Below are 26186 nucleotides of genomic sequence, written 5' to 3'. Positions count from 1 at the left end.
ATGCCCCCTTCTTCGACGGTGGATGCGCTCCTGCGTGCCTCTGCCAACGCTGGCCGGCCCAGCGAATCAGCTGCCGAAAACAAACATCCTTATACCTTGCCCGACCTGGTGTGCTTTGCCCACTTGCACTGGGATTTTGTGTGGCAGCGGCCGCAGCACCTCATGTCGCGCTTTGCCCAGCAGGGCCGGGTATTCTACGTCGAAGACGCTTTCTACCACAACGACGACCTCATCGAGCCGCACGTTGAAGTTAAAGACCGCGACAATGGCGTGAAAGTGGTGGTGGTGCACCTGCCCCAGCGCCTGCGCGCCGACGCCGAAGCCGCCGACCAGGCCGAATTTGAGGTCCTGACCCACTATTTTGCTGAGCAGGGAGTCACGAAGTACATCTTCTGGTACTATACGCCCATGGCCTTGGGCAAGTCGCGTCAGTTCCAACCCGAGCTCACCGTGTACGACTGCATGGACGAGCTGGCGGCTTTCAAATTTGCCCCGCCCGAACTCAAAAAGCGCGAGCAGGAGCTGTTCGCCAAGGCCGACCTTGTGTTCACCGGCGGCCACACGCTCTACGAATCCAAGCGCGAGCAGCACCCCGACGCGCACCCTTTCCCGAGCAGCATCGATAAGGCCCACTTCGGCCAGGCCCGTGGCCCCATGGCCGAGCCCGCCGACCAGGCCGGCATTGCGCACCCCCGCATTGGGTTCTTCGGCGTGGTGGATGAGCGGCTGGATATTGAGCTGCTGCGTCAGCTTTCGCAAAACCACCCCGAATGGCAGTTTGTCATCATTGGGCCGGTGGTGAAGATTGACCCTGCCACCTTGCCCCGCACCGCCAACGTGCATTACCTGGGCGGCAAGGACTACAAGGAACTGCCCGCCTATTTGAAGGGTTGGGATGTAGCAACGCTTTTATTTGCTGATAACGAGAGTACGAAGTTCATCTCGCCGACTAAAACCCCAGAGTACCTGGCCGCCGGCAACCCCGTAGTGAGCACGCCCATTCGCGATGTGGTGCGGCCCTACGGCGACCTGAACCTCGTGCAGATTGCCGACAACGCTGCCGATTTCGGCAAGGCCATCGAAAAGGCCCTCACCCAGCGCGACGATGCCGACTGGCGCCAGCGCACCGATGATTACCTGGCCACCATCTCCTGGGACCAGACCTGGCAGCAGATGGTGGACCTGATGCAGGACCGCCTGTGGGCTAAAAAGCCCGATGCCTCCACCACCACCGTGGCCGGTGCGCCCCTCATGGCCACCAAGGTTTCGGAAGTGTACCTGCCGCCCGTCACGCCTGTTCGGTAAGCGTATTGCCTTGTTTGCCTGATTTTTAATACATCGATTCCCTCCCTCTAACGTTCTTTCCTTACTTCATTTCCATACCCTGAGCTATGTTTGATTACCTCATCGTTGGGGCCGGTTTTGCCGGCAGCGTGCTCGCCGAACGGCTGGCCACCCGTAGCAACAAAAAAGTCCTCGTAGTAGACAAGCGTAGCCACATTGGCGGCAATGCGTACGACCATTACAACGAAGACGGCATCCTGGTGCACAAGTATGGCCCACACATCTTTCATACCAATTCGAAAGACGTTTTTGACTACCTCGGCAACTTCACCGACTGGCGCCCTTATGAGCACCGCGTGCTCGCCTCCGTTGATGGCCAGCATGTGCCGATGCCCATCAACCTGGATACCATTAACAAGCTTTACGGCCTGAACCTGACCAGCTTCGAGGTCGAAGAGTTCTTTGCTTCGGTGGCTGAGCAAGTCGATGTTATCAAGACCTCGGAAGACGTGGTGGTGAGCAAAGTAGGCCGTGAGCTCTACAATAAGTTTTTCAAGAACTATACCAACAAGCAGTGGGGCCTTGACCCCTCGCAGCTCGATAAATCGGTGACCAGCCGCGTGCCCACCCGCACTAACCGCGACGACCGGTATTTCACCGATACCTACCAGGCCATGCCCCTGCACGGCTACACCCGGATGTTTGAGAACATGCTCAACCACCCGAATATCAAGGTGATGCTGAACACGGATTACCACGAAATCATGGACTTCATTCCCTTCAAGGAAATGATTTTCACGGGTCCCGTAGACGAGTATTTTGACTTCAAATTCGGCAAGCTGCCCTACCGTTCGCTCGAGTTCAAGCACGAGACGCTGAACAAGGAAAAGCACCTCGCCGCCCCCGTGGTGAACTACCCCAATGAGCACCCCTACACGCGCATCACCGAGTTCAAAGCCCTCACCGGCCAGGACCACCCCAAAACGGCCATCGTGTACGAGTACCCGCAGGCCGAGGGCGACCCGTACTACCCCATCCCGATGCCCGAAAACGCCGAACTGTACAACAAGTACAAGAAGCTGGCCGATGAGACGCCCAATGTGCACTTTGTAGGCCGCCTTGCTACCTACAAGTATTACAACATGGACCAGGTAGTGGCCCAGGCCCTGACGCTTTACAAGAAGCTGACCGAGAAAGAAAAAGCTGCGAAGCCCGCGCTGCCCGCCATCTCTGGTAGCACTGCGCTGGTGGAGAAGCTGGTGAGCCGCTCGCCGAAGCAGGAGTAGTGCTGTAGCGTGGACTCTGCGAGTCCGCGCTACAAAAAAGCCCCGCCAATTTGGCGGGGCTTTTTGTTTTGGGACGGTTTTAGCGGAAGGCTGCGTAAATTTGAGGTGCGCCACGGCGCTTATCGCTATAAATACTACCTGATGTTTGAATTCCTAGGCAAGACCGTCGCCAAAATATTTGGCTCCAAGTCGGAGCGCGATTTAAAGGAAATCGTGCCCTACGTGGCCCTGATTAATGCCGAATATGCCAAACTGGCCGGTTTGACCGATGACCAGCTGCGCGACCAGACCGACGCCGTGCGTGCCCGCATTGCCGAGCGCCTTGCCGGCCTCGACGGACAGATTGCTGGCTTGCACCAGCAAATCGACACGCAACTGCAGCTGGACGTGGCCCAGAAAGAGGTGCTGTTCGAGCAAATTGACGCGCTGGAAAAGCAGCGCAACAAAGACCTCGAAGCCGTGCTGCTGGAAGTACTGCCGCAGGCTTTCGCCATCGTGAAGGACACGGCGCGCCGATACAAGGAAAACGGCCAGCTGGTGGTGACGGCCAACGCCCACGACCGCGAATACGCCGCTACGCACCCCAACTGCGTGATTGAGGGCGACAAGGCTATTTGGAGCAACAAGTGGACGGCTGCTGGCGCCGAAATCACCTGGGACATGGTGCACTACGACGTGCAGCTGATTGGCGGTGTGGTGCTGCACCAGGGCAAAATTGCCGAAATGGCCACCGGTGAGGGCAAGACGCTGGTTTCGACGTTGCCGTCGTTCCTCAACGCGCTGTCGAAGCGCGGCGTGCACCTCGTAACGGTGAACGACTACCTGGCCAAGCGCGACTCGGAGTGGAACGCGCCGCTGTTCGAGTTCCACGGCATTACCGTGGACTGCATTGACAAGCACCAGCCCAACACGCCGGAGCGCCGCAAGGCCTACCAGGCCGACATTACCTACGGCACCAACAACGAATTCGGCTTCGACTACCTGCGCGACAACATGGCGCGCGACCCCGAGGAACTGGTGCAGCGCAAGCACCACTACGCCATGGTCGACGAAGTGGACTCAGTGCTGATTGACGATGCGCGCACGCCGCTCATCATCTCAGGCCCGGTGCCGCGCGGCGACGTGCATGAGTTTTACCAGCTCAAGCCGCGCATTCAGCGCCTGGTGGACGAGCAAAAGAAGCTGGTGCAGAGTTACCTCGTACAGGCCCGCAAGCTCATCGCCGAAGGCAAAACCGGCGTGGAGGACACCGACAAAAACGGCATCGGCGGCCTGCTGCTGTTCCGCGCCTACCGCGGCCTGCCCAAGAGCAAGCCCCTCATCAAGTACCTCTCGGAAACCGGCATCCGGCAGGTGCTGCAAGCCACCGAAAACCACTACCTGGCCGACAACTCGCGCCAGATGCCCAAGGCCGACGAGCCGCTGTTCTTCACCATCGACGAGAAGAACAACCAGATTGAGCTGACCGAAAAAGGCATTGACTTGATTACGGCCCAGGGCGAAGACCCCAAGCTGTTCATCATGCCCGATATCGGCATGGCCATTGCCGAAATTGAGAAAAACAATGCCCTCTCGGCCGAGGAGAAGCTCCAGCAGAAAGACAAGCTGATGAGCGACTACAACGAGAAGAGCGAGCGGGTGCACACCGTGAACCAGCTGCTGAAGGCCTACACGCTGTTTGAGAAGGACGACCAGTACATCCTGACCGAAGACGGCAAGGTGAAAATCGTGGACGAGCAAACCGGCCGCGTGATGGAAGGCCGCCGCTACTCCGACGGCCTGCACCAGGCCATCGAGGCCAAGGAAAACGTGCGCGTGGAAGACGCCACCCAGACCTACGCCACGGTGACGCTGCAGAACTACTTCCGCATGTACCACAAACTGGGCGGCATGACCGGTACGGCCGAAACCGAAGCCGGCGAGTTCTGGGAAATCTACAAGCTCGACGTAGTGGTGATTCCCACCAACCGCGCCATCTCGCGCAAAGACGCCGACGACCAGGTGTACAAGACGGTGCGCGAGAAATACAACGCCGTGGCCCTGGAAATCCAGAAGCTGGTGGAAGCCGGCCGCCCCGTGCTGGTGGGTACCACTTCGGTAGAAATTTCGGAGTTGGTCTCGCGCATGCTGAAGCTGCGCGGCATTCAGCACCAGGTGCTCAACGCCAAGCAGAACCAGCGCGAGGCCGAGATTGTGGCCGCCGCCGGCTACCCCGGCACCGTGACCATTGCCACCAACATGGCCGGCCGCGGTACCGACATCAAGCTGCGTGAAACCTCGCGTGAGGCGGGTGGTCTGGCTATCATCGGCACGGAGCGCCACGAAAGCCGCCGCGTCGACCGTCAGCTGCGGGGCCGCGCCGGCCGCCAGGGCGACCCGGGTACTTCGCAGTTCTTCGTGAGCCTGGAAGACAACCTGATGCGCCTGTTCGGCTCCGACCGGATTGCGAAGCTGATGGACCGCATGGGCATGGAAGAAGGCGAAGTGATTCAGCACTCGATGATTACCAACTCCATCGAGCGGGCCCAGAAGAAGGTGGAGGAAAATAACTTCGGCACGCGCAAGCGCCTGCTGGAGTACGACGACGTGATGAACGCCCAGCGCGAGGTGGTGTACAAGCGCCGCCGCAACGCCCTGCACGGCGACCGCATGGAAGTCGACATCCTCAACATGATTTACGACGTGAGCGAGGACATCGCCAGCGGCCACAAAATCACGGGCGACTTCGAGGATTTCAAGCTGAACGTCATCAAGGTGTTTGGCTACGACACCTACATCACGGCGCAGGAAATGACCAGCCTGCCGCTGCCCGCCCTGACGCAGAAGCTGTACGACGAGGCCCTGGGCTACTTCCAGAGCAAGAACGAGCACATTGCTTCGAATTCGCTGCCCCTGGTGAACGACCTGCTGAGCAACGGCGCGCCTTACGAGAACATCGCTGTGCCCTTCACCGATGGCAAAAAGCAGGTGCAGGCCATTGCCAACCTGCGCCGCGCCCAAGCCACCGGCGGCCACGACATCCTTCGCCAGATGGAGAAAGTGGTGGTGCTGTCCGTCATCGACACGGCCTGGACTCAGCACCTGCGCCAGATGGACGACCTGAAGCAAGTGGTGCAAAACGCGGTGTACGAGCAGAAAGACCCGCTGTTGGTGTACAAGTTCGAGAGCTTCGAGTTGTTCAAGCGCATGATTGGCAAGGTAAACGAGGAAACCACCACTTTCCTCTTCCACGCCGACGTGCCGGTGAACACCAGCATGGTGGGCACCAACGAAGAGCAGGACTACTACCTCGACGACGAGGAGCAGCAAACCAACTTCACCGTGGAGCACGAGTCCAGCCTCGACTCGCTCGGTGCCGGCCCCGAGGACATGGGTCCCGACTATCAGTCGCCTCAGGTAGCCGAGAAGCAGGTGCCCGTGCGCAGCCACAAGGTGGCCAACCGCAACGACAAAGTGAACGTGCAGTACATGGACGGCACCGTGAAGCGCGATGTGAAATACAAATCAGTGGAGCAGGACGTGGAAAGCGGCCGCGCCGTGCTGGTGGACTAATTAGCCCGCCTGATTGGATTGAATGTAAACGCCCCGGCCGGTTGGTCGGGGCGTTTACATTGTTGGTGTATAGCGTAGGTCCCGGCAGTCAGAAAGGAAAGTACATTTGCTTCAATAAAAAACTTATTGCAAAGCAAGAGTATGTACTCCGTTTACGATATGAAGCACATTTTCGCTCTTTTATGTCTGCTTCGTAGGCAGCCGTTTTTCTTATTTTTGTTGCTGAGTGCTACTACCGCATGGGCACAGGCACCCGGTTGGCAAACGGCAGTAGGGGCGAGTGGTAGCTCATCGCAAATAACTGCTGTGGCTAGCGATGCCGCCGGGAATGTGTACGTAGCCGGGTACTTCTCGGGCACCCTCGTCCTAAGCAGCATCACGCTGACCGGGCGCGGCAGCTCCGACGCATTTGTAGCCAAGTGGAGCCCCGCTACTAATAGCTTTGTTTGGGTGCAGCCTTTTGGCAATATCGGACAGGATGAAGCCTTTGCAATTACCGTAAGCGGGAACAGCGTCTACGTGGCGGGCGACTTTAGCACCAGCGTCGCGTTCGGCACCACCACGCTCACCAGCGTAGGGCTGACCGATTGCTTCGTGGCGAAGGTGGTGGATGCCGGTACCAGCAGCACGGTGGCTTGGGCGCAACGCATGGGCGGGGTGGGGTTTGATGCTAGCGTAGCCCTCGCCGTGAATGGGGCCAGCGTGTATGTGGGTGGGTCCTTTACCAACGGTGCCGCCGACTTCGGGCCCTACACCGTAGCAAATCTGGGCAATACCGATGGCTTTGTGACTAAGCTGGCCGATGCCGGCACAACGGCCTCGTTTGCTTGGGCGCAGGGCCTGGGCGGTACCGTCAGCGACCGGGTGCTGGGCCTCGCAGTGGCGGGAAACATGGTGTACGCGACTGGCTATTTCAATGCCCTAGCCATGTTTGGTTCCACCTCCCTCACCAGCCTGGGACGCTCCGACGTGTTTGTGGCAAAGCTGGCGGACGCCGGGGCTACGGTCTCGTTTGCCTGGGTGCAGCGCGCCGGTGGCACCGATGACGAGCAGGGCCGCGCCTTGGTTGTGAATGGCACGCAGGTATATGTTACGGGTGTTTTCTACGGTCTGGCTACCTTCGGCACAACGGTACTCGCCAGTGCCGGGCTCGAGGACGTCTTCGTTGCAAAGCTGACCGATGGGGGCGCTTCGGCCACCCACGCCTGGGCGCAACGGCTGGGTGGCGGCGGCATAGATTGGGGCAGCGCAATAGCGCTCAACAGCGGCAGCATCTACGTAGCGGGGGCCTTTACCGGCACTTCTGTGATTGGGCCGAATATCTTACCCAGCGCAGGTTCCTATGATGGGTTCGTGGCGCGGCTGGCCGAAACCGCTACATCGGCCACCGTGGTATGGGGGCAGCAATTGGGCGGTGTGCAGTTTGACCAGGCACAAGGTCTCGTAATAAGCGGCTCGCGCTTGTACGTGGCTGGCACTATCAGCCCACCCGCGACTTTTGGCCCGTTCACCATTCCCGTTGGTATTGGCACGAACAACCAGTTCGGCTTCCTGGCCACCCTGGGCAGTGCAGCGCTCGGCGCTACGCCCGCCACTGCGCTGGGTGCTATTTCCTTCTTCCCCAATCCTGCTCACGGCATGGTCACCGTGCAGCTGCCCTCTATCACCGGCCCCGCCACCCTCACCCTGCTCGACGCCATAGGCCGCCCCGTGCGCCGCTTCACCACTGCCAATTCCCAAACCACCCTCGACCTCACCGGCCTTGCGCCCGGCCTCTACGCCGTGCGCAAGGCCGCCGGCGGCAGCACCGCCACCCGCCGGCTGGTGGTAGAGTAAAATATCTTGCCGGGCAGCCTTACCTGCGCCCACGCTCCGACCAACCGGTTGGGGCGTGGGCGTTTTTGTGGGGCCATGATTAAACCAGCTGCTGCCGCGATGGTCAACGGGAATACGCACAACTCCGAATTCCCTGTTTTTATGAAACAACCCTTTACCCTGATGCGCCGCTTGCTACTGGCTGCGCTGCTGTTTGGAAAATGTGGCCTGGAGGCCGTCCACGCCCAGGCCCCCGCCTGGCAAACGGCCACAGCCGTGGCCACGGCCAGCAACGGCGCTTATACCGTGACGGCCAGCGCACCCGATGCCGCCGGCACCAACCTGTACGTGACCGGCTACTTCGCGGGCACCGTGGCCATGGGTGGGGCGCTGCTCACCAGTGCCGGGGCCACCGATGTATTTGTGGGCAAGTGGAACATAGCCAACCAGCGTTTCGCCTGGGTACAGCGGGCCGGTGGCCCCAACAACGACCAGGCGCTGGCCCTCACAGTACGGGGCCAGAGCGTATTCGTGGCCGGCACGTTTGGCGTGGCGGCCAGCTTTGGTACTCTCAACCTGACGGCGGCCGGGGCCACCGACGGCTTCGTGGTGAAGCTGGGCGATGCGGGCAACAGCGCCAGCTTTGTGTGGGCGCAATCCGTGGGCGGCCTCAACGAGGACCGGGCCACGGCCCTGGCCGTGAGCGGGGCCAATGTGTACCTCACCGGCACCTTCCGCAGCCAGACGGCCACGCTGGGCAGCCTCAGCCTCAACAACCCCACTGCCGGGGCCACCACAGCCGGTCTGGCCCACATCTTCATCACCAAGCTCACCGATGGGGGCACCACGGCCGCCTTTGTGTGGGCGCGGGCCTTTGGGGGCAATGCGGCTGATGATGCCGCCGCTGCTCTGGCCGCGAACGGCAGCAGCGTGTACCTGGCCGGCGACTACACCGGCAACCTGAACCTGGGCGGCAGCAATACCCTCAGCAGCAGCGGAGGGCGCGATGTGTACATCCTCAAGTTCATGGATGGCGGTGCCAACGCAGCCCTGGCCTGGGCCAAGAGTGCGGGCGGTACCAGCGCCGACCTGGCCCAGGCCCTGGCCGTGAGCGGCACCAGCGTGTATGTGGCCGGGGCCTTTGGCGGCTTCGCCATCTTCGACCTGAATGCCGTAGTGAGCGCCGGTACGGCCAACGCCTTTGTGGCCAAGCTGGCCGATGCTGGCACCAGCAGCACCTTTACCTGGGCGCAGCAGGCCGGCGGCACCGCTACCGATGCCGCCGCCGCCCTGGCCGTGAGCGGCCCCGACGTGTACGTGGCTGGGGCTTTCACCAGCCCGGCCGCCACCTTCGGGGCCATCAGCCTGGCCAATAGCTCGGGGGCCACCGCCCGCACGGCCGATGTATTTGTAACCCGACTAAACGACACCGGCCCGGCCAGCACGTTTGTGTGGGCCCAGAAAGCCGGCGGCACCGGCGGCGACGGGGCGAATACCGTGGCTGTGCTGGGCAGCACCTTATATGTGGGAGGTACCGCCACGCCACCGGCTACGTTTGGCAGCCAGTCCATTGCCACGGCGGTCCCGGCCAGCGTGGGCTTCCTGGCCTCGCTAGCCGCCGGTCCGTTGGCCACGGCCGATGCCGTGGCGCTGGTCGGCCTCAGCCTCAGTCCCAACCCGGCCCACGGCACGGCCACCGTGCAGCTCCCGGCCGTGCCCGGCGCGGCCACGGCCACGCTCACCGTGCTCGATGCGCTGGGCCGGGCCGTGCGCACCCAACCCGTGGCCACCGCCCACGCCGTACTCGACCTCACCAGCCTCGCGCCCGGCCTCTACGCCGTGCGGGTGGCTGCCGGCGGCCGCACCGCCACCCAACGGCTGGTGGTGGAGTAGGGGGGCAGAACCCCGTACCTTTGCCCCATGAACCTCGCCGCACGAATCGACCACACCCTCTTACGCCCCGACTGCACCGAGGCTCAGATAATCCAACTCTGCGAGGAAGCCGCCGCCCACGGCTTCGCCACGGTGTGCGTGCCGCCCTGCTACGTGGCCCTGGCCGCCGGCCGGCTGGCGGGCACGGCGGTGGGCATCTGCACCGTCATCGGGTTTCCGCTGGGCTATGCCATGCCGGCCGTGAAGTTTAAGGAGGCCGAAGTGGCCCTGTACGACGGGGCCACAGAGCTGGACATGGTCATCAATATTTCGGCCCTGAAATCGGGCAAGACCGATGCCATTCAGGCCGAAATCCTGGATTTGGCCGACCTCTGCCATGTGCACCAGGCCCTGCTCAAGGTCATCATCGAAACCGCTCTGCTCTCGGAGGAGGAGATTGAGCTGGCCTGCCGCCTGTGCGTGGGCGGCGAGGCCGATTTTGTGAAAACCTCCACCGGCTTCGCCAGCCGGGGCGCGTCGGCGGCCGATATCGAGCTCATGCGCCGCTCCCTGCCCGATACCATGCGTATCAAGGCTGCCGGGGGCATCCGTACCCGCGAAGCTGCGCTGGCCCTGGTGGCCGCCGGCGCCGACCGCATCGGCTCGTCCAATAGCCTGGCCCTGATTGCTGAATCCGATGAACCGACTGCTGCCTAAGATGCTCGTCGCCTCCCTGTTCTTCGGGCTGGCTGCCTGCGCGGGCACGGCCCCGCAGGCCCCCCACGCCAGTACTCCCGCCGATACTACCCTCAAAAAGGCCAACACTACGGCCGCGCTGCCGGCCGAGGACGTGACGAAGTACCGGCCGGTGTTTGCCGCTCCCAAAACCACGCCCATTCTGGCCACAGCGCCCGCCAAAACCACGGTGCTGCCCACCAACCACGTCAACGCCCCGGTAGAGCAGCGCCTGCGCGACCAGGCCTTCACCAACCAGAACGTGAAGTACGCCCAGGGTTACCGCCTGCTGGTGTACCTCGGCCTGGAGCGCGACCAGGTGATGGCCATTCGCCGCACCGTCATCGGCCGCTACCCGGATGAGACGGACTACATCACCTTCAAATCGCCGGTCTACCGCCTCTACATCGGCGACTACCTCACCAAGCTCGACGCGGCTCGTGCCATGGCCCGCTTGCGCGGCCTCACCCCTAAGCTGGAACTCGAAGCCACACAAGTACTGCTGAACAAGAACCCGTAGGGGCGTTTGCCTCAGGAAAGAACGGTCATGCCGAGCGCAGCGAAGCATCTTTACCGCGCAACGCAATCCAATCGAGAGGATTACTGCCTCGGTAAAGATGCTTCGCTGCGCTCCGCATGACCGTTCTTTCTGCCCTAAAACTGCACTACCCATCGTTTCCATGCCCGATACTCTCATCCCCCGCATCCAGCAGCTCGCCGCTGCCCACGCCGCCGATACCATCGCCATTCGCCAGCACCTGCACGCGCACCCCGAGCTTTCGTTCGAAGAAGTGAACACCGCCGCTTTCGTCACGCGGGAACTGGAGAAGCTGGGCCTGAAGCCGCAGCCCATTGCCAACACTGGCGTGGTGGCCCTCATCGAAGGCCAGCCCGGCGGCCCCACCATCGCCCTGCGGGCCGACATGGACGCGCTGCCCATCCAGGAAACCAGCGACGTGCCTTACAAATCGACCAACCCCGGTGTGATGCACGCCTGCGGCCACGACGTGCACACGGCCTCGCTGCTGGGCGCGGCCCGCATCCTCACGGAGCTGAAGGGCGAGTTCAAAGGCACCGTGAAGCTCATGTTTCAGCCCGGCGAGGAGCGGCTGCCCGGCGGCGCGTCGCTGATGATAAAAGAAGGCGTGCTGGAAAACCCCGCCGTGGGCCATGTGCTGGGGCAGCACGTTTTTCCGCACCTGCCGGCCGGTAAAATCGGCCTGCGCCCCGGCCGCTACATGGCCAGCACTGATGAATTGTACCTGACGGTAAAAGGCAAGGGCGGCCACGGCGCCATGCCCGAAATGAACCTTGACTCCGTGCTGGTGGCTGCCCACATCATCGTGGCCGCCCAGCAAATCGTGAGCCGCCGCGCCAACCCCAAAATCCCCTCGGTGCTGAGCTTCGGCAAGGTCATCGCCAACGGCGCCACCAACGTCATCCCCAACGAAGTCTACATCGAAGGCACCTTCCGCACCCTCAACGAAGAGTGGCGCGCCGAGGCCCACCAGCACCTGCGCAAGCTCTGCGAAGGCCTGGCCGAAAGCATGGGCGCGGTGTGTGAGCTGGAAATCCGCCACGGCTACCCGTATCTGGAAAACGAGCCCGCCCTCACCGCCCGCGTCCGCGCCGCCGCCGAAGAATACCTCGGCCCCGAAAACGTGGTCGAGCTTGACCAGTGGATGGCCGCCGAGGACTTCGCCTACTTCTCGCAGGCTGCGCCCGCCTGCTTCTACCGCCTCGGCACGCGCCATGCCGATGGCCGTTTCGCCGCCTCCGTGCACACGCCCACCTTCGATATTGACGAGCAGGCGCTGGCCACTGGCCCCGGCCTCATGGCCTGGCTGGCCATTAAAGAGCTGGGCGAGTAAAATTGGAGCGCGGACTTTTAGACCGCGAGTGAACTACCCAAGCTATTCCATTCGCGGGCTAAAAGTCTGCGCTACTTTTCACTATGAATCGATTTCTGCCCTGTGCTCTGCTGCTGGCCGCCCTGCTCGCCCGGCCCGCTGCCGCCCAAACGCGCCGCTCCACCTCCGGCCTGCAGCTCTGGCCCGAAGTGCAGGCCGAGCTGGCCCTGCCCGGCAACGACTACCTGCTCCTGTCCGCGCGCGGCCAGCAGAATACCGACAACAACCACCTCCTCGGGGCCGACCCTAAGCGCGTGCTAGGTTTCGATGAGCAGCGCCTGAACCTGGCCTACGAGCATTTCTTGAGCGAGCACTGGAGCGTGGGTGGCACTCTGGGCTACTTCAGCGCCAGCAGCAAGGACTACGTGCTGATACCCGAGGCATTGCTGCGCCACCGCAGTCCGCTCGGCCCGCTCACCTTCGGCCAGCGCCTGAGCGTGGAGCGCACCTTTCCCAGCGCCACTGGGGCCAAGGGCCAGACCAACGCCCGCCTGCGCGTCGACCTCGAAAAGCTGCTGCCCATTGGTAGCGGCAGCTTTGCCCTGCGCCCCCGCCTAAGCTACGAGGCCGCCACCCACATCCGCCTCCTCACGTCCGACACCGACCCCGACGAGCGCACCATTCAGTTCACCAGCCTGCGCGGCGAGGTGGGCTTCCGGGTAGCCGGCCTGTTCGATTTCACGCCCTGGTTTGCGTACCAGACCAGTTACCTGGTCACGTTGCCGCAGTATAATTCGATGGGCACCCAGACTTCCGGCGGCAAGCTCAACGCTGTGACCCCGGTGCTGGGGCTTGACTTACGCTTCACCATCCTTCAGGGCCAGAGCGCCGACACCCGCCAGCAGTTACCCACGCAGCACTAAGGGCGCTTATGCGTATTTACAGCAGACAGGCAAGCGGTGTTGGTGACAAAATTTCAGGTTTGCTTTTAGCCAGAATACTGCTTTGTTGATGCCTTGTTTGATGTTTCGTCAGCCACTGCTGTTGGGTGACAATAGTTGGATTTCTAAAAATAAGACAAATTGTCATAAAATTAAAAGATAATCGACTTGGTATAGAATTTAAGGAAGTGCGATGTGCCGCTGGTCGGCCGTCATTCTTTCACACTTCCCAAATATTCTATCATCATGGCAACCCTGCTGTATAATAACCGACCCTCCCTCCGTCCCAGCCGCGCTTTGAGCGCCATGCTGGCCGACATGCTCCGCGAGCCGCAAACGGCCGCCGCACAACCTACGCCCGCCTTCGTGCCCGCCGCCGATATCCTCGAAATGGCTACCGGCTTTGAGCTGCACCTGGCCCTGCCCGGCGTGAAAAAAGAATCCGTCAACCTCGAATTCCTCGACGGCCAGCTCGTCGTATCCGGCACCCGGCCCAACCCGGCCACTGTTGCCAAAGAAGCTGCTGCTACCGCCACTGAGGCTTCGGCCAACGGCGAGGAGAACACGCCCGCCGTGGTAACCCCCGAGGCACCGGCCGCGCCCAAGTTCCGCCGCGTCGAAACCAACTACGGCCACTTCTCGCGCACCTTCCGCCTGCCCGATACGGTGAACGTGAAGGCCATTGCCGCCGAGCTGACCGATGGCATCCTGCGCGTGACGCTGCCCTTCGACACCGAGAAAGTGACCGCCCAGCACATCGAAATCCGCTAAGTGCGGGCCGGTTTGTAAAAAAAGGCACCTCCCGGGGTGCCTTTTTTACAGCTGCCAGCGTTGGGTTCCTGACAAGCTGGTTCTGGCCTGTTTTCTGCAACAAGCAACCTTCGGACGCGAAAGCGAATCCTTTCTGCGTTAAGCTGAAAATAACCGGGCCGGACTCATCCGGTTTTCATTCGGCTGATGCTAAATTAGGCTCCTGGTTCACCCATTCACCCTTTTTCAAATTTTTCCCTTACCCATGCAAGCAAAACAAATGATGCTCGGCCTGCTCGGTTCTGCCATTCTCGGCGGCGGCGTGGCCGTGGGGGGGTACAAGCTGCTTGAGCCGGCCCCCGTGGCACCCCAGGCCGTAGCCGCCGACCCCCAGGTGCGTTACACTTCCGAGATGCGGAGCACGCCCTACGCCGTGCCCGAAGGCCTGAACTTCGTGGCCGCTGCTGCCGCCGTAACCCCGGCCGTAGTACACGTAATGACCGAATACGCCGCGCCGTCCGTTGACCAGCGCCAGCAGCAGATGGACCCGTTTCTGCGCCAGTTTTTTGGCGACCAGCTGGAGCAGTTTCATGGCCAGCAGCCGCAGGGCGGCGGCCAGGGCTCGGGCTCGGGCGTGATTATCGCCGCCAACGGCTACATCGTGACCAACAACCACGTCATCGACAAAGCCTCCAAGATTGAGGTGGTGCTCGACGACAAGCGCAAGTTCGACGCCGAACTGGTGGGCGCCGACCCCAACACCGACCTGGCCGTGCTGAAAGTGAAGGCCGACAACCTGCCCTTCGTGAAGTACGGCAACTCCGACGACGTGAAAGTAGGCCAGTGGGTGCTCGCCGTGGGCAACCCTTTCAACCTGAACTCGACCGTAACGGCCGGCATCATCTCGGCCAAAGGCCGCAACATCGACATCTTGCGCCGCAAAGACAACATGGGCATTGAGTCGTTCATCCAGACCGATGCCGTGGTGAACCCCGGCAACTCGGGTGGTGCCCTCGTGAACCTAAACGGGGACCTCATCGGCATCAACTCGGCCATTGCCTCGCACACGGGCAGCTACGAAGGCTACTCGTTTGCCATTCCCAGCTCACTGGCCAGCAAAGTGGTGGACGACTTGCTGAAATACAAAGTGGTGCAGCGCGCCCTGCTCGGCGTGCAAATCCAGGAAGTGGACGCCAAGCTGGCTTCGGAGAAGAAGCTGAATACGCTGAATGGTGTGTACGTGCAGGGCCTGACGGCCGGTAGCGCGGCGGCCCAGGCCGGCCTGAAAAAGGAAGACATCATCACCCAAATCAACGGCGTGGCCGTGAATACCTCGTCGCAGCTGCAGGAGCAAGTGGCCCGTTTCCGGCCTGGCGACAAGATTAAGGTGAGCTACCTGCGCAACGGCACGGCCGGCCTGGCCGAGGCCATTCTGCGCAACGCCACCGGCACTACCGGCATTGTGCGCGAGGATGCCATGGCGGCCGCCATCAAGTACGAGGGTGCGACCATCGCCGCCGTGCCGGCCCGTGACCTGGCCAAACTCGGCCTGGAAGGCGGAGCTAAAATCTCGGGCATCAAGGGCAGCAACTTCCGCGAGACGGGCATGGCTGATGGCTTCATCATCACCCGCATCGACAAAAACCAGGTGACCAAGCCGGCCGACGTGAAGAGCTACCTCGACCAGGCCCGCGAAAACTCGGGCGCGCTGGTAGAGGGCGTGTACCCCGACGGCCGCAAGGCGTACTACCCCATCGGGCAGGAATAGACAGCCTTAAGTGAAGTGAAAAAAGCCCCTGCCGCATTGGCAGGGGCTTTTTTTATTGACCACTGGATTACAGTGGCTAATTCCCATTTTGGGATAAATTTTAATTTCCGGTACCATGAACCGGCAGCAGGTAATCTGTGCTTGTCAGCCCGAAAGTAGGGGCTTGATGTTCAGAGAAAATAATAAGAAAAAATAGCCTTTTTAGGTCTGCGTAGTTAGTCCTTATTGGTGATTTCTAACGTAATTGTTATCCCAGATTGGGAGAAGTACCTCTGCGGCGTGCGCCGCTTTTTCTTGATTAATGGAAAACGTAATCAACACCCTCTATATTCAGAACTTTAAGTCGATTCGGAGTGCCGTGCTGCACCCGCGGCGGGTCAATCTCATCATCGGGCAGCCCAACGTGGGCAAGTCGACGGTGCTGGAGGCCATGAGCCTGCTGGGGAGCTTTCCATTTGAACAGAAGAAGCGGTTTATGCGCAGCTTTATCCGGTATGAGAAGCCGGCGCAGCTGTTTCACGACAGCCTGATGACGGCCCCCATTCGGGTAGAAACCGACCGCGACGTGTGCCTGCTGGGCCGCGTAGGCGAGGGTGAGAGCAAGCGCTTCCAGTATGGAGCGTTCAGCCAGACAGCCTACCTGCTGCTGCGCGCCCAACTGGGCCTGCCGCTGCTGGAAGGTCGGAGCCGCACCCGTACCAGCGACGATGCCCAACTACTGGCCCGCTTGCACGGCCACCTCGCCAGTGCTGCCGCCCTGCCCGAGCCCGGCTTTATCTATACCGAGTTCGACCGCGACGGGCTGACCGACCGGCCGGGAGTGGATGGGCGCTACCTGGCGTCGCGGCCGGCCTGGCAGCCCCGGGCCGTGAAATCTTACCGTTTCAAGCGCAACACCCACCTCGACCGCCGCTACGCCGATACCACGCTGCGCCCGCCCCACGGCAACAACCTGGTGCAGGTGCTGGAAGCCAACGCCGACCTGCGCCACGAATTCGCCACGCTCTTTGCCGACCACAACCTGCGCCTGCGCGTGCGCCCCGACACCAACCGCTTCGAGGTGATGAAGGAGCTGGACGGCCTGAGCTTTGCCTACCCGTACTCAAGCAGTGGCGACACGTTGCAGCGGTACGCCTTCCACCTGGCGGCCATGGAATCGAACCGCAACACCGTGATTTTACTGGAGGAGCCCGAGGCCCATTCTTACCCCCTGTATGTGACGCAGCTGGCCGAGCGCATTGCCACCCAGCAAACCAACCAATATTTTGTGACCACGCACAGCCCCGGCTTTTTTGATGCGGTGCTTGAAAACATGGTGCCCTACGAAAACCGGGTGCCCGAACTGGCTGTGTTTGTGGTGTATTACAAGGACTTTCATACTAAAATTCGTCAGCTCTCGGATGAGGAAGTACGCGGGATGCGCCGCAACAGCCTCGACGTGTTCAATAACCTGCACCTGCTGGCGCAGGAGCCGCGCAAGGTGTAGAAAAGCCCGGTATTTGTCATTCCGACGCAGGAGGAATCTGAGTCAAGCCACTGAAACGGCTTAGCCCAGATTCCTCCTGCGTCGGAATGACCGTTTTGGGGAAGTGGGCAGTACAGCCCTGACCCATACCTCGGCCAACTCCGCGGCAAACCGTAGCTTTGCCGCAGCAACATCCCACCCCAACCACCCCATGAAACAGGCCCTCGAAGAAGCCACCGCACCCGACGTAACGGTACCGCACCCCCACCACGACCCCCACGGCATTCAGGACGTGCTGCGCCAGCTCGGCGTGCAGGCCGACAATGCCGCCTATAGCACCGGCCGCGCCTGGGGCGGCGATGCTAATGCCGACCGCCGTGTCATCAACGCGCCCGCCGATGGCCGCCGCATTGCCAGCGTCGCTTTCGCCACCGCCGATGATTACGAAACCGTAGTAAAAGCGGCCCAGGAGGCTTTCAAGACCTGGCGGCTGGTGCCGGCCCCGAAGCGCGGCGAAATTGTGCGCCAGATTGGCAACAAGCTGCGCGAGTTCAAGGAGCCGCTGGGCAAGCTGGTGAGCGCCGAAATGGGCAAAATCCTCCAGGAAGGCCTGGGCGAAGTGCAGGAGATGATTGACATCTGCGATTTCGCAGTGGGCCTGAGCCGGCAGCTGCACGGCTTCACCATGCACTCGGAGCGCCCCGCGCACCGCATGTACGACCAGTATCAGCCGCTCGGCATCGTAGGCATCATTTCGGCCTTCAACTTCCCGGTGGCCGTGTGGAGCTGGAACGCCATGCTAGCCGCCGTGTGCGGCGACGTGAGCATCTGGAAACCCTCGGAGAAAACGCCCCTCACGGCCGTAGCCGTGCAGCACATTATCAAAGACGTGCTGGCCGAGAATGACATTGCCGAAGGCGTGTTCAGCGTGATTATCGGCGATGCCAGCATTGGCGCGGCAATGGCAGCTGATAAGCGCATTCCGTTGGTGTCGGCCACGGGCAGCACCCGCATGGGCCGCAAGGTGGGCGAGGTAGTGGGCGCCCGCCTGGGCCGCGCCCTGCTGGAGCTGGGCGGCAACAACGCCATCATCGTGACCAAAAACGCCGACCTCAAAATTGCCATCCCGGCCATCGTGTTTGGGGCGGTGGGCACGGCCGGGCAGCGCTGCACCAGCACGCGCCGCGTCATCATCGAAGACAGCGTGTTTGAGGAAGTAAAAAACCGCCTGCTGGCCATCTATCCCAACTTGCCCATCGGCCACCCGCTGCAAACGGGCACGCTGGTGGGGCCGTTGATTGATGCCGATGCGGTGAAGATGTTCGAGCAAGCATTGGTAGCCGTGCAGGCCGAAGGCGGCAAGCTGCTGAGCGGCGGCGAGGTGCTGAACCGCCCCGAGCTGCACGGCGGCCACTACGTGACCCCGGCCCTGGTGGAAGTAGAAAACCACTACCACACGGTGCAGGAGGAGACGTTCGCGCCCATCCTCTACCTCATCAAGTACAGCGGCGACGTGGAAACGGCCATCGCGCTGCAGAACGATGTGCGGCAGGGCCTGTCGAGCAGCATCTTCACGCTGAACATGCGCGAGGCTGAGGCTTTCCTGGCCGCCAGCGGCTCGGATTGCGGCATTGCCAACGTGAACATCGGCACGAGCGGGGCCGAAATCGGCGGCGCGTTCGGCGGCGAGAAGGAAACCGGCGGCGGCCGCGAATCCGGCTCCGACGCCTGGAAGGTGTACATGCGCCGCCAGACGAATACGATTAACTATTCGACGGAATTGCCGCTGGCGCAGGGCATCAAGTTCGACGTGTAGCGCACGCTTCGGCTTGCGCCGGAACAATAAAGAGGCCCCGCCGAATTCATCGGCGGGGCCTCTTTGCGTCTGGGCGTAGCTGGTTATTGTGGGCTGTATCGCACGTCGCCGTGGCCTTTGTACACGAGACCAGTAGCATCGTATACCACGTAGTAAAGCCGATATAGTTCGTTGGGGCCGAGGCCCGCGCCGATGTAATCCAGCGAAAACCTTATGCCATTGACAAATTCAGTAGGACCCAACTGGCGCATGATTTTATATTGACGGTTCACCAACAGGGCGCGCATCGAATAAATAGTGGCTAGGCCGCCAGCCGGACGTTGGGCATTCAGGGACCAGCTAGCTTGGCCGGCCGAAGGGTTAGGATAAGCGGGAGAAGAACTTATTAAACCACCAGCTTGCTGCGCGCCGTTCAAGTCGAAGCCGAGGTCGGAAAAAAGAGCGCGCTCCTGTTTGTTCCATTCGCCGTCGGAAGTCCAGTCGGTGGGGTCGCTGGGGCCGGCAGGCATGTTACTGCTGTTACGATAAGTGATGCCTTCGCACTCACCAAAATCAACGATGGGGTTGGAGTCGGACTTGCTGCATCCCAGCAGGGTGGCGAGGAGTAGAATGGGTAGGAAACGCTGACGCATGGAAAGGGATTGGTGATGCGAAAGCGTCAAAGGTAAAAATGGAACTTCGACCGGGTGCTACAGCAGTTTGCGCAGCGCCCACAGGCTCCAGACGATGACCATCAGGCCCACGCCCACGAACATCCAGCGGGTGGGCAGGCGGCCGGCCAGCTTGGCGGCGATAGGGGCAGCAGCCACCCCGCCCACGATGAGGCCCAGCACAATCTGCCAGTGCGAAATGCCCAGGATGGTGAAAAACGTGAAGGCGCTGGCAAACGTCACGAAGAATTCCACTAGACTCACCGTGCCGATGACGTAGCGCGGCGTGCGGCCGTTCGTAATCAGCGTGCTGGTCACCAGCGGGCCCCAGCCGCCGCCGCCGAAGGAATCGAGGAAGCCGCCGGCTCCGGCCAGCCAGCCGGCATTTTTCACCTTCTTGCGCTTCTTTGCCACTTTCTGGAAGGCTTTGGTGATGATGCGCAGGCCCAGAAACAGCAGGTATACGGCCAGAATCGGCTTGACGTAGCCGGCGTAGGTTTCGCCGAAGTGCGACAGCAGCAGCGCGCCGCTGACGGACCCGGCAATGCCGGGCAGCAGCAGCACCCGAAACAGGCGCTTGTTCACGTTGCCGAAGCGGTAGTGGTTGTAGCCCGACGCACCGCTGGCAAACACCTCGGCCGTGTGAATGCTGGCACTCACCGAAACCGGGCTCAGCCCCAGCGACATCAGGCTGATGGCCGACACCACGCCGTAGCCCATGCCCAGCACGCCGTCCACCATCTGGGCCAGGAAACCCACGGCCACGAAAGTGTAGAACGTGCCCGAGGAACGCACCAGCTCCCACGCCTGCACTGGCGTGAAGTAGTAGGAGAGGATGTTAATGAAAATAAAAACCGCGAAGGTGATGAGCGCGCCCGTAGCGACGCGCCGCCAGTAAACCGTGGCGGGCGTTTCGTAGGCGGGGCCGTGGGCGAGCTCGGCGGTGACGGCGTTCAGCGACTTCACTTTTTCGGCGAAATCCCCCTGCAGCCGGCTGCGGATGATGGTCATCTGGCCCAGCACCGAGGCCAGTTCGGCGGGCAGCACTTCGGCCAGCACTTCGCGCAGGCGCTTGCCCACGGTGGGCGACTTGCCGTTGGTGGAAATGGCGATTTTCAAATCGCCCTTTTGCAGCACCGACGAGAGGTAAAAATCGCAGAGTTCCGGTGTGTCGGCCACGTTGGTCAGGAGCTGGCGGGCCGCCGCCGCCGCGCCGATGTAGCGGTGCAGCGCCACGTCGTCGGTGGCCAGGAACAGGAGGTCTTTGTCGTCGAGGTCGCGGTCCTGGTAGGGGCGCTGGTGCAGCTGCACTTTGGGGTGGCGCGCGGCCAGCTCACGCAACTCAGGCAGGATGTGCGGCGCGACCACGGTCACGGCCGTGGCAGGGCTGTTGCGCAGAATGGCCCCCAGTTTTTCCAGGCCTACATTGCCGCCGCCCACCAGCAGCACGCGCATGTTTTCCAGCTTCAGGAAGATGGGAAACAGGTTGTTGGCCGGTGGGGCAGTACCCGGCGGCGGGGTGACCACCGCCGGGCCGACAGGATTGGGGAAATTGGAATCCATAGCTCAGAAAGATAATAAAATCAGGCGTGAAAGTCCAACCCGTACTGAGTGGCTTTCACAACACCGGTCCGCACCACAAAGTCGCCGAAGCCCTCGGCGGGTTGGCGCCCGGCAGCGTAGGCGGCCAGCAGGGGCGAGAGCTCGCGCAGAATGCCGTCCTCGTCGAGCATTTCGCGGTAGAGTTTGTTGAGGCGCTCGCCAGCGTGGTTGGCGCCGAGGTAAAGGTTGTAGCGGCCAGGGGCTTTGCCCACCAGCCCGATTTCCCCGAGGTAAGGCCGGGCGCAGCCGTTGGGGCAGCCCGTCATCCGAATGAGAATGCCGGCTTCAGCCAGCCCGTGGGCGCGGATAACAGCATCAAGCTTATCGAGCAGTTGGGGCAAGTAACGCTCTGCTTCGGCGAAGGCCTGAGAGCAGGTGGGCAGCGCCACGCAGGCCAGCGCGTTGCGGCGCAGGCCGGTAAGCTGCTCTGCCTGGGGCGTCGCACCGTGAGCTTCGAGGATGGCTTGGATGCGGGCGCGGTGGGCGGGCTCGATATTGGCCAGAATCAGGTTCTGGTTGCCGGTGAGGCGGAATTCGCCGGTGTGAAAGGCGCTGATTTCGCGCAGCGCAGTTTTGAGGCGGTAGCCGGGGCGGTCGAGCACCCGGCCGCCCTCCACAAATAAAACAAGGTGCGAAGGGCCATTTGCATCGCCGGTCCAGCCGAAGGCGTCGCTGGAACTGTGGAACTGGTAGGGGCGCGTTTCGGCCAGCGCGTAGCCCAGACGCTGGTGCAGCTCGGCCACGAAGGCGGGCAGGCCTGCTCGGTCGATGGTGTATTTGAGACGCGAGAGCTTGCGATTTTCGCGGTTGCCCCAGTCGCGCTGGATGGTCACGATTTTCTCGCACACGTCCACCACGTTTGCGGTGGGCACGAAGCCGATAAGGTCGGCCAGGCGCGGGTAGGTTTCGGGCAAGCCAAAGGTCATGCCCAGGCCGCCGCCCACGGCCACGTTGAAGCCCAGCAGCTGGCCGTTTTCTTCGATGGCGATGAGGCCGATGTCGTTCGAGAAAATATCCGAATCGTTGTAGGGCGGCAGCGCCAGGGCAATTTTGAATTTGCGCGGCAGGTAGGTTTTGCCGTAGATGGGCTCCGCGTCTTCATTCGATTCGGTGGTGTTTTGCAGCTCGCCGTCGAGCCAGATTTCGTGGTAGGCCGTGGTGCGCGGCGTGAGGTGGGCGCTGATTTCGGCCGCCACGGCCTGCACCTCGGCGTGCACCGCCGACTCGTGCGGGTTGGTGTTGCACATCACGTTGCGGTTCACGTCGCCGCAGCCCGCAATGCTGTCCAGCAGCGCATCGTTGAAGCCCTGGATGGTGGGGCGCAGGTCGCGCTTGAGCACGCCGTGGAGCTGGAAAGTCTGGCGGGTGGTGAGCTTGAGCGTGCCGTTGCCGTAGGCATCGGCCAGGGCGTCCATGCGCTGCCACTGGGCGGCAGTGGCCACGCCGCCGGGCACCCGCACCCGAATCATAAAGGAAAACAGCGGCTCCAGCTTCTGGCGCTTGCGCTCGGAATCGAGGTCGCGGTCGGTTTGCTGGTAGGAGCCGTGGAACTTGATGAGGTGGGTGTCGTCGGGGTTCAGCGCGCCGGTGAGGCGGTTGTTGAGGCTCTCCACGATGGTGCCGCGTAGGTAGCGACTGGCGATTTTGACGTGCTCGACTTCGGAGAGTTTCTGCGGAGCGGTGGTGATATCAGACATTGGCGAAGGGATGTAGCGTGGACTTTTAGTCCGCGCGTGGATGGGGCTACTCGCGGACTAAAAGTCCGCGCTACAGCTAATGCAGTACCGTGGCATCAAACACCACGCTCACGTAATACAGCGCCCCGATGGTGGGGCCGGCGGCGTACTGGAAGTAGCGCTTGTTGAGAATATCCGTGCCGCCGAGCTTGACGGTGGATTTCAGGGTGGGCACGCGCAGATTCACCTGGGCATCGAGGGTGGCGTAGGCGGGGACTTGGCCGTTGGCCAGCGGGCTTTCCCAGTAGAAGGAGTCCTGCCAGCGCCAGTTCACGTTGAAGCCGAAGTTTTTCACGACTTCGCGGTTGCCGACGGACACGTTGGTGGCCCACTTGGGCGTGTTGAAGCCGGTCACGAATACATCGGCCTGGTTGTTCTTGGATAAAGCATTGTAGTTCACGTTGCCGGCCACGGTGAACTTCTGGTAGAAGTTGTAGGTGAGGCCTAGCGTGGAGCCGTAGCTGTGGTAGTCCTGGCGCGAGTTGGTGTACACGCGGTAGCGGTCCTGGCGGGCGTCGCGGTTGCTGCGCAGGGCGGCCAGGGCGGCGGCATCGGAGCCCACGGGCACTTGCTGGCCGTTGGCGTCTTTGGGCACACTCACTTCTACCTGGCCCAGGAAGCCGGAGTACACGTTGTAGTACGCGTCGGCGTCGATGGCCAAGCGGTTGTCGAAGAGCACGCTGCGGTAGCCCACTTCGTAGGCGTTGATTTGTTCGGGCTGCTCGGTAGGCAGGTTGGCTACTTGCAGCAGGGCGCGGTTTTGGGGCAAGACGGCGGCCTGGGCGGCGGTGCTGCCAGTGTTGGCGGCCACGTAGGCGTTCACGGCCGCGTTGAACTGGTCGATGCTGGTGCGGGTGTAGGAGTTTTGCAGGTAGTTCAGGCCCTCGTTCACGCGGGCCAGGCCGCCCACGCGGCGCACGTTGCCGTTGTTCACGAAGGACAGCGCCTCAAACAGCGAGGGGAAGCGCCAGCCGTTCTGGTAGGAGGCGCGGAAGTTGTGCTTCTCGGCCACGGTGTACACGGCGGCCAGGCGCGGGTTCACTTTGGCGGTGAATTCGGGGTTATAATCAACGCGCAGTGAGCCGGTCAGCTTCAGCTTGTCGCCGAGCAGCAGCTTGGTGGCCTGGCCGAACGCGCCGTATTTCTTGTAGTACACGAAGTCGCCGCCGACCCGGTTGCGGTCGGCCAGCGGCAGGCTGAAATCCACGAAATTGTTGCCATCGGGAATAATCTGGTACACGCGGGCATCGGCACCCACCAGCAAATCCACGAATTTCACGCGCGGGCCCAGGTTCCAAACCCCTTCAGTGTGGTAGGTGCGGCTGTGCTGCGAGAGGGCGGCGCCGCCGGGCGTGGGCGCGCCGGCCACGTTCACGCCGCTGTCCCAGTTGTTGGTGGCCACGATTTGGGCTTTCAACGCATCAAACGCGGGCGTGCCGGGCTCGGCGCGGCCGGCATCGGCGGCGGCGCGGGCGGCGGCCATGGCGGGGGCGAGGGCGGTGCCGGCGGCCAGCTGGCTTTGCAGGGCAGTCTTGAACTTGTTGCCCCACACGGTATTCGAGCCGTTTTGCAGGTCCAGGTTCAGGGCCAGGGGGTTGAGGTTGTAGGAGTTGCCGGTGTTTTCGAGCAGGGCGTAGGCGCGCACCACGAAGTCAGCGCCTTTCAGCTCCAGCTTGTGGTTCTGCACGGTCACGCCGTCGAGCTGAATCTTGTTGCCGCGCTGAAACACGCCGTCCATCAGCCCGAAGCGGTAGCCGTAGCTCAGTTCCAGCTTGTCCGTCAGCTTGTAGTGCAGGCTGCCATCGGCCTTGATGTTGCGCACGATGGGGTTCACCAAATCCTTCTCGTAGTAGCCGGTGCGCGTCACAGTAAACGCTTGGTTTTTGCCTTGGTAGGGGATGGTCACCGTGAGCGAAGAGTTGGTATCGTCGCCGTAGCGGTTCCACAAATCGGCGGCCGGGTTGGCAGTGCCCGACAGTTCCGGAAAGGCGGGGTTGGAAGTTGAGAGGCCCTGCGGGTTCTGGTCGGTCTGGTTGTTGGCCAGCCAGTCGGTGCCGCGCAGGTAGTCCACGTTCACCTTGTAGGCCCAGCGGCTGCCCAGCGCCTGCGCGTAGCGAACGGCCGTTTCGGTGAGGGCGCTGGGGTTGCGGTCGGCGGCGCTGCCCACGTGGTTCACGCCCACTTTCTGGTACACGCTCAGGCCCTGGTAAGTGAAAGGGCTTTTGGTGGTGAGGTTGGCCATGCCGTTGATGGCATTCATGCCGTAGAGGGCCGAAGCTGCGCCGGGCGTCACCTCCACGCTGGCAATGTCCAGCTCGGTGGGCCCGATGGCGTTGCCCAGCGGCACGCCCAGCGTGGCCGCCTGCATGTCCACGCCATCCACCAATTGCATGAAACGGAAGTTGTTGGGGATGTTAAAGCCCCGCGTATTGGGTACTTTGAAGGTGAGGCTGCTGGTGAGCATCTGCACGCCCTTCACGTTTTCCAGCGCGTCGTAAAAGCTGGGCGCGGGTGTTTCCTTGATGGCGCGGATGTCGAGCTTTTCAATGGCCACCGGCGACTTCAGCCGGCTTTCCTCCACCCGCGAAGCCGATACCACCACTTCATTGGTGAGCACGCCTTTGGCTTCGAGCGTCACGTTCAGCGGCTGGCTGCTGCTCAGAATTTCCAACTCCACGGCCTCGTGGCCCAGGGCATTGAAGACGAGCGTAAATGGGTAAGTCAGCTTGGCTTTGAGGGCGAAATTGCCGGTGGCGTCGCTCTGGGTGCCGGTGCTGGCGCCCTTCACGCTGATGCTCACGCCGGGCAGCGCCTCGTTGGTGCCCTTCTCGTGCACCACGCCGCTGATAGCAATAAGCTGGGTTTGGGCAAAAGCCGCGCTGATGCTAGCCAGAAACAGGATGAGGAAAAGGAGGAATGCGGGGTAATAGGATTTCATAAATCGGGAAGGTTGAAGTCGGAAATGAATGGCTGGAAAATGGGCGCATTCGACAACAACAGGGGGTATTTGAGGCGGAAGTGGGTTTCATAGGTGGTTGGTGTGAAGGAAATGAGGCTACACTCG

17 protein-coding genes are annotated in these 26186 nt (G+C 61.9%); 13 read left to right on the top strand and 4 right to left on the bottom strand.

The window, feature by feature from the left end; genetic code table 11:
• The 13 genes from ACYU7Q_RS10190 to amaB all read left to right on the top strand — a co-directional run bounded on the left by ACYU7Q_RS10190 (window position 1) and on the right by amaB (window position 19134).
• Window positions 1-1305, top strand: a complete 1305-nt coding sequence (locus tag ACYU7Q_RS10190; RefSeq protein WP_460609350.1) for a glycosyltransferase family 1 protein — start codon at window positions 1-3, stop codon at window positions 1303-1305.
• Window positions 1306-1391: 86 nt separating this feature from the next.
• The gene (glf, locus tag ACYU7Q_RS10185; RefSeq protein WP_460609349.1) at window positions 1392-2570 is read left to right on the top strand and encodes a UDP-galactopyranose/dTDP-fucopyranose mutase family protein; all 1179 of its coding nucleotides are present in this window, start codon (window positions 1392-1394) and stop codon (window positions 2568-2570) included.
• Window positions 2571-2711: 141 nt separating this feature from the next.
• A complete protein-coding gene (gene secA, locus ACYU7Q_RS10180) occupies window positions 2712-6122 on the top strand; it encodes a preprotein translocase subunit SecA (RefSeq protein WP_460609348.1) in 3411 nt (1136 codons plus the stop codon).
• A 306-nt stretch (window positions 6123-6428) separates the two neighbouring features.
• Entirely contained in the window at window positions 6429-7958 is a 1530-nt protein-coding gene (locus tag ACYU7Q_RS10175; RefSeq protein WP_460609347.1) for a T9SS type A sorting domain-containing protein, read from the top strand.
• A 141-nt stretch (window positions 7959-8099) separates the two neighbouring features.
• Window positions 8100-9830: a T9SS type A sorting domain-containing protein gene (locus tag ACYU7Q_RS10170; RefSeq protein WP_460609346.1), complete on the top strand. Its 1731-nt coding sequence runs from the start codon at window positions 8100-8102 to the stop codon at window positions 9828-9830.
• A 27-nt stretch (window positions 9831-9857) separates the two neighbouring features.
• Window positions 9858-10526 (top strand): 2-deoxyribose-5-phosphate aldolase, encoded by a 669-nt coding sequence (deoC, locus tag ACYU7Q_RS10165; protein WP_460609345.1) that lies wholly within the window; start codon window positions 9858-9860, stop codon window positions 10524-10526.
• A 1-nt stretch (window position 10527) separates the two neighbouring features.
• On the top strand, window positions 10528-11064 hold the full coding sequence (locus ACYU7Q_RS10160) for a hypothetical protein (protein ID WP_460609344.1): 537 nt from the start codon (window positions 10528-10530) through the stop codon (window positions 11062-11064).
• 160 nt (window positions 11065-11224) lie between these two features.
• Window positions 11225-12415 carry a M20 metallopeptidase family protein gene (locus ACYU7Q_RS10155; protein ID WP_460609343.1) on the top strand — a complete coding sequence of 397 codons (1191 nt, stop codon included), beginning with the start codon at window positions 11225-11227 and terminating at the stop codon, window positions 12413-12415.
• 83 nt (window positions 12416-12498) lie between these two features.
• A complete protein-coding gene (locus ACYU7Q_RS10150) occupies window positions 12499-13317 on the top strand; it encodes a hypothetical protein (protein WP_460609342.1) in 819 nt (272 codons plus the stop codon).
• Between the two features lie 264 nt (window positions 13318-13581).
• Entirely contained in the window at window positions 13582-14106 is a 525-nt protein-coding gene (locus ACYU7Q_RS10145) for an Hsp20/alpha crystallin family protein (protein WP_460609341.1), read from the top strand.
• A gap of 244 nt (window positions 14107-14350) precedes the next feature.
• Window positions 14351-15853, top strand: coding sequence for a S1C family serine protease (locus ACYU7Q_RS10140; protein ID WP_460609340.1), 1503 nt, complete (start codon window positions 14351-14353; stop codon window positions 15851-15853).
• Between the two features lie 301 nt (window positions 15854-16154).
• On the top strand, window positions 16155-17339 hold the full coding sequence (locus tag ACYU7Q_RS10135) for an AAA family ATPase (RefSeq protein WP_460609339.1): 1185 nt from the start codon (window positions 16155-16157) through the stop codon (window positions 17337-17339).
• 190 nt (window positions 17340-17529) lie between these two features.
• Window positions 17530-19134, top strand: a complete 1605-nt coding sequence (gene amaB, locus ACYU7Q_RS10130) for an aldehyde dehydrogenase family protein (protein ID WP_460609338.1) — start codon at window positions 17530-17532, stop codon at window positions 19132-19134.
• An 83-nt stretch (window positions 19135-19217) separates the two neighbouring features.
• Here the strand turns inward: amaB and ACYU7Q_RS10125 are convergent, their stop codons facing one another.
• The 4 genes from ACYU7Q_RS10125 to ACYU7Q_RS10110 all read right to left on the bottom strand — a co-directional run bounded on the left by ACYU7Q_RS10125 (window position 19218) and on the right by ACYU7Q_RS10110 (window position 26060).
• Window positions 19218-19766 carry a hypothetical protein gene (locus ACYU7Q_RS10125; RefSeq protein WP_460609337.1) on the bottom strand — a complete coding sequence of 183 codons (549 nt, stop codon included), beginning with the start codon at window positions 19764-19766 and terminating at the stop codon, window positions 19218-19220.
• Window positions 19767-19823: 57 nt separating this feature from the next.
• Window positions 19824-21347: a TSUP family transporter gene (locus ACYU7Q_RS10120; RefSeq protein WP_460609336.1), complete on the bottom strand. Its 1524-nt coding sequence runs from the start codon at window positions 21345-21347 to the stop codon at window positions 19824-19826.
• A 20-nt stretch (window positions 21348-21367) separates the two neighbouring features.
• Window positions 21368-23083: an assimilatory sulfite reductase (NADPH) hemoprotein subunit gene (locus tag ACYU7Q_RS10115; RefSeq protein WP_460609335.1), complete on the bottom strand. Its 1716-nt coding sequence runs from the start codon at window positions 23081-23083 to the stop codon at window positions 21368-21370.
• Window positions 23084-23159: 76 nt separating this feature from the next.
• Window positions 23160-26060 carry a TonB-dependent receptor gene (locus ACYU7Q_RS10110; protein WP_460609334.1) on the bottom strand — a complete coding sequence of 967 codons (2901 nt, stop codon included), beginning with the start codon at window positions 26058-26060 and terminating at the stop codon, window positions 23160-23162.
• Window positions 26061-26186: the final 126 nt, after the last annotated feature.

Source organism: Hymenobacter terrigena (genome assembly GCF_054776515.1).
The sequence above is the reverse complement of the archived record's forward strand: the minus strand, read 5'-3'. Positions and strand labels throughout refer to the sequence as shown.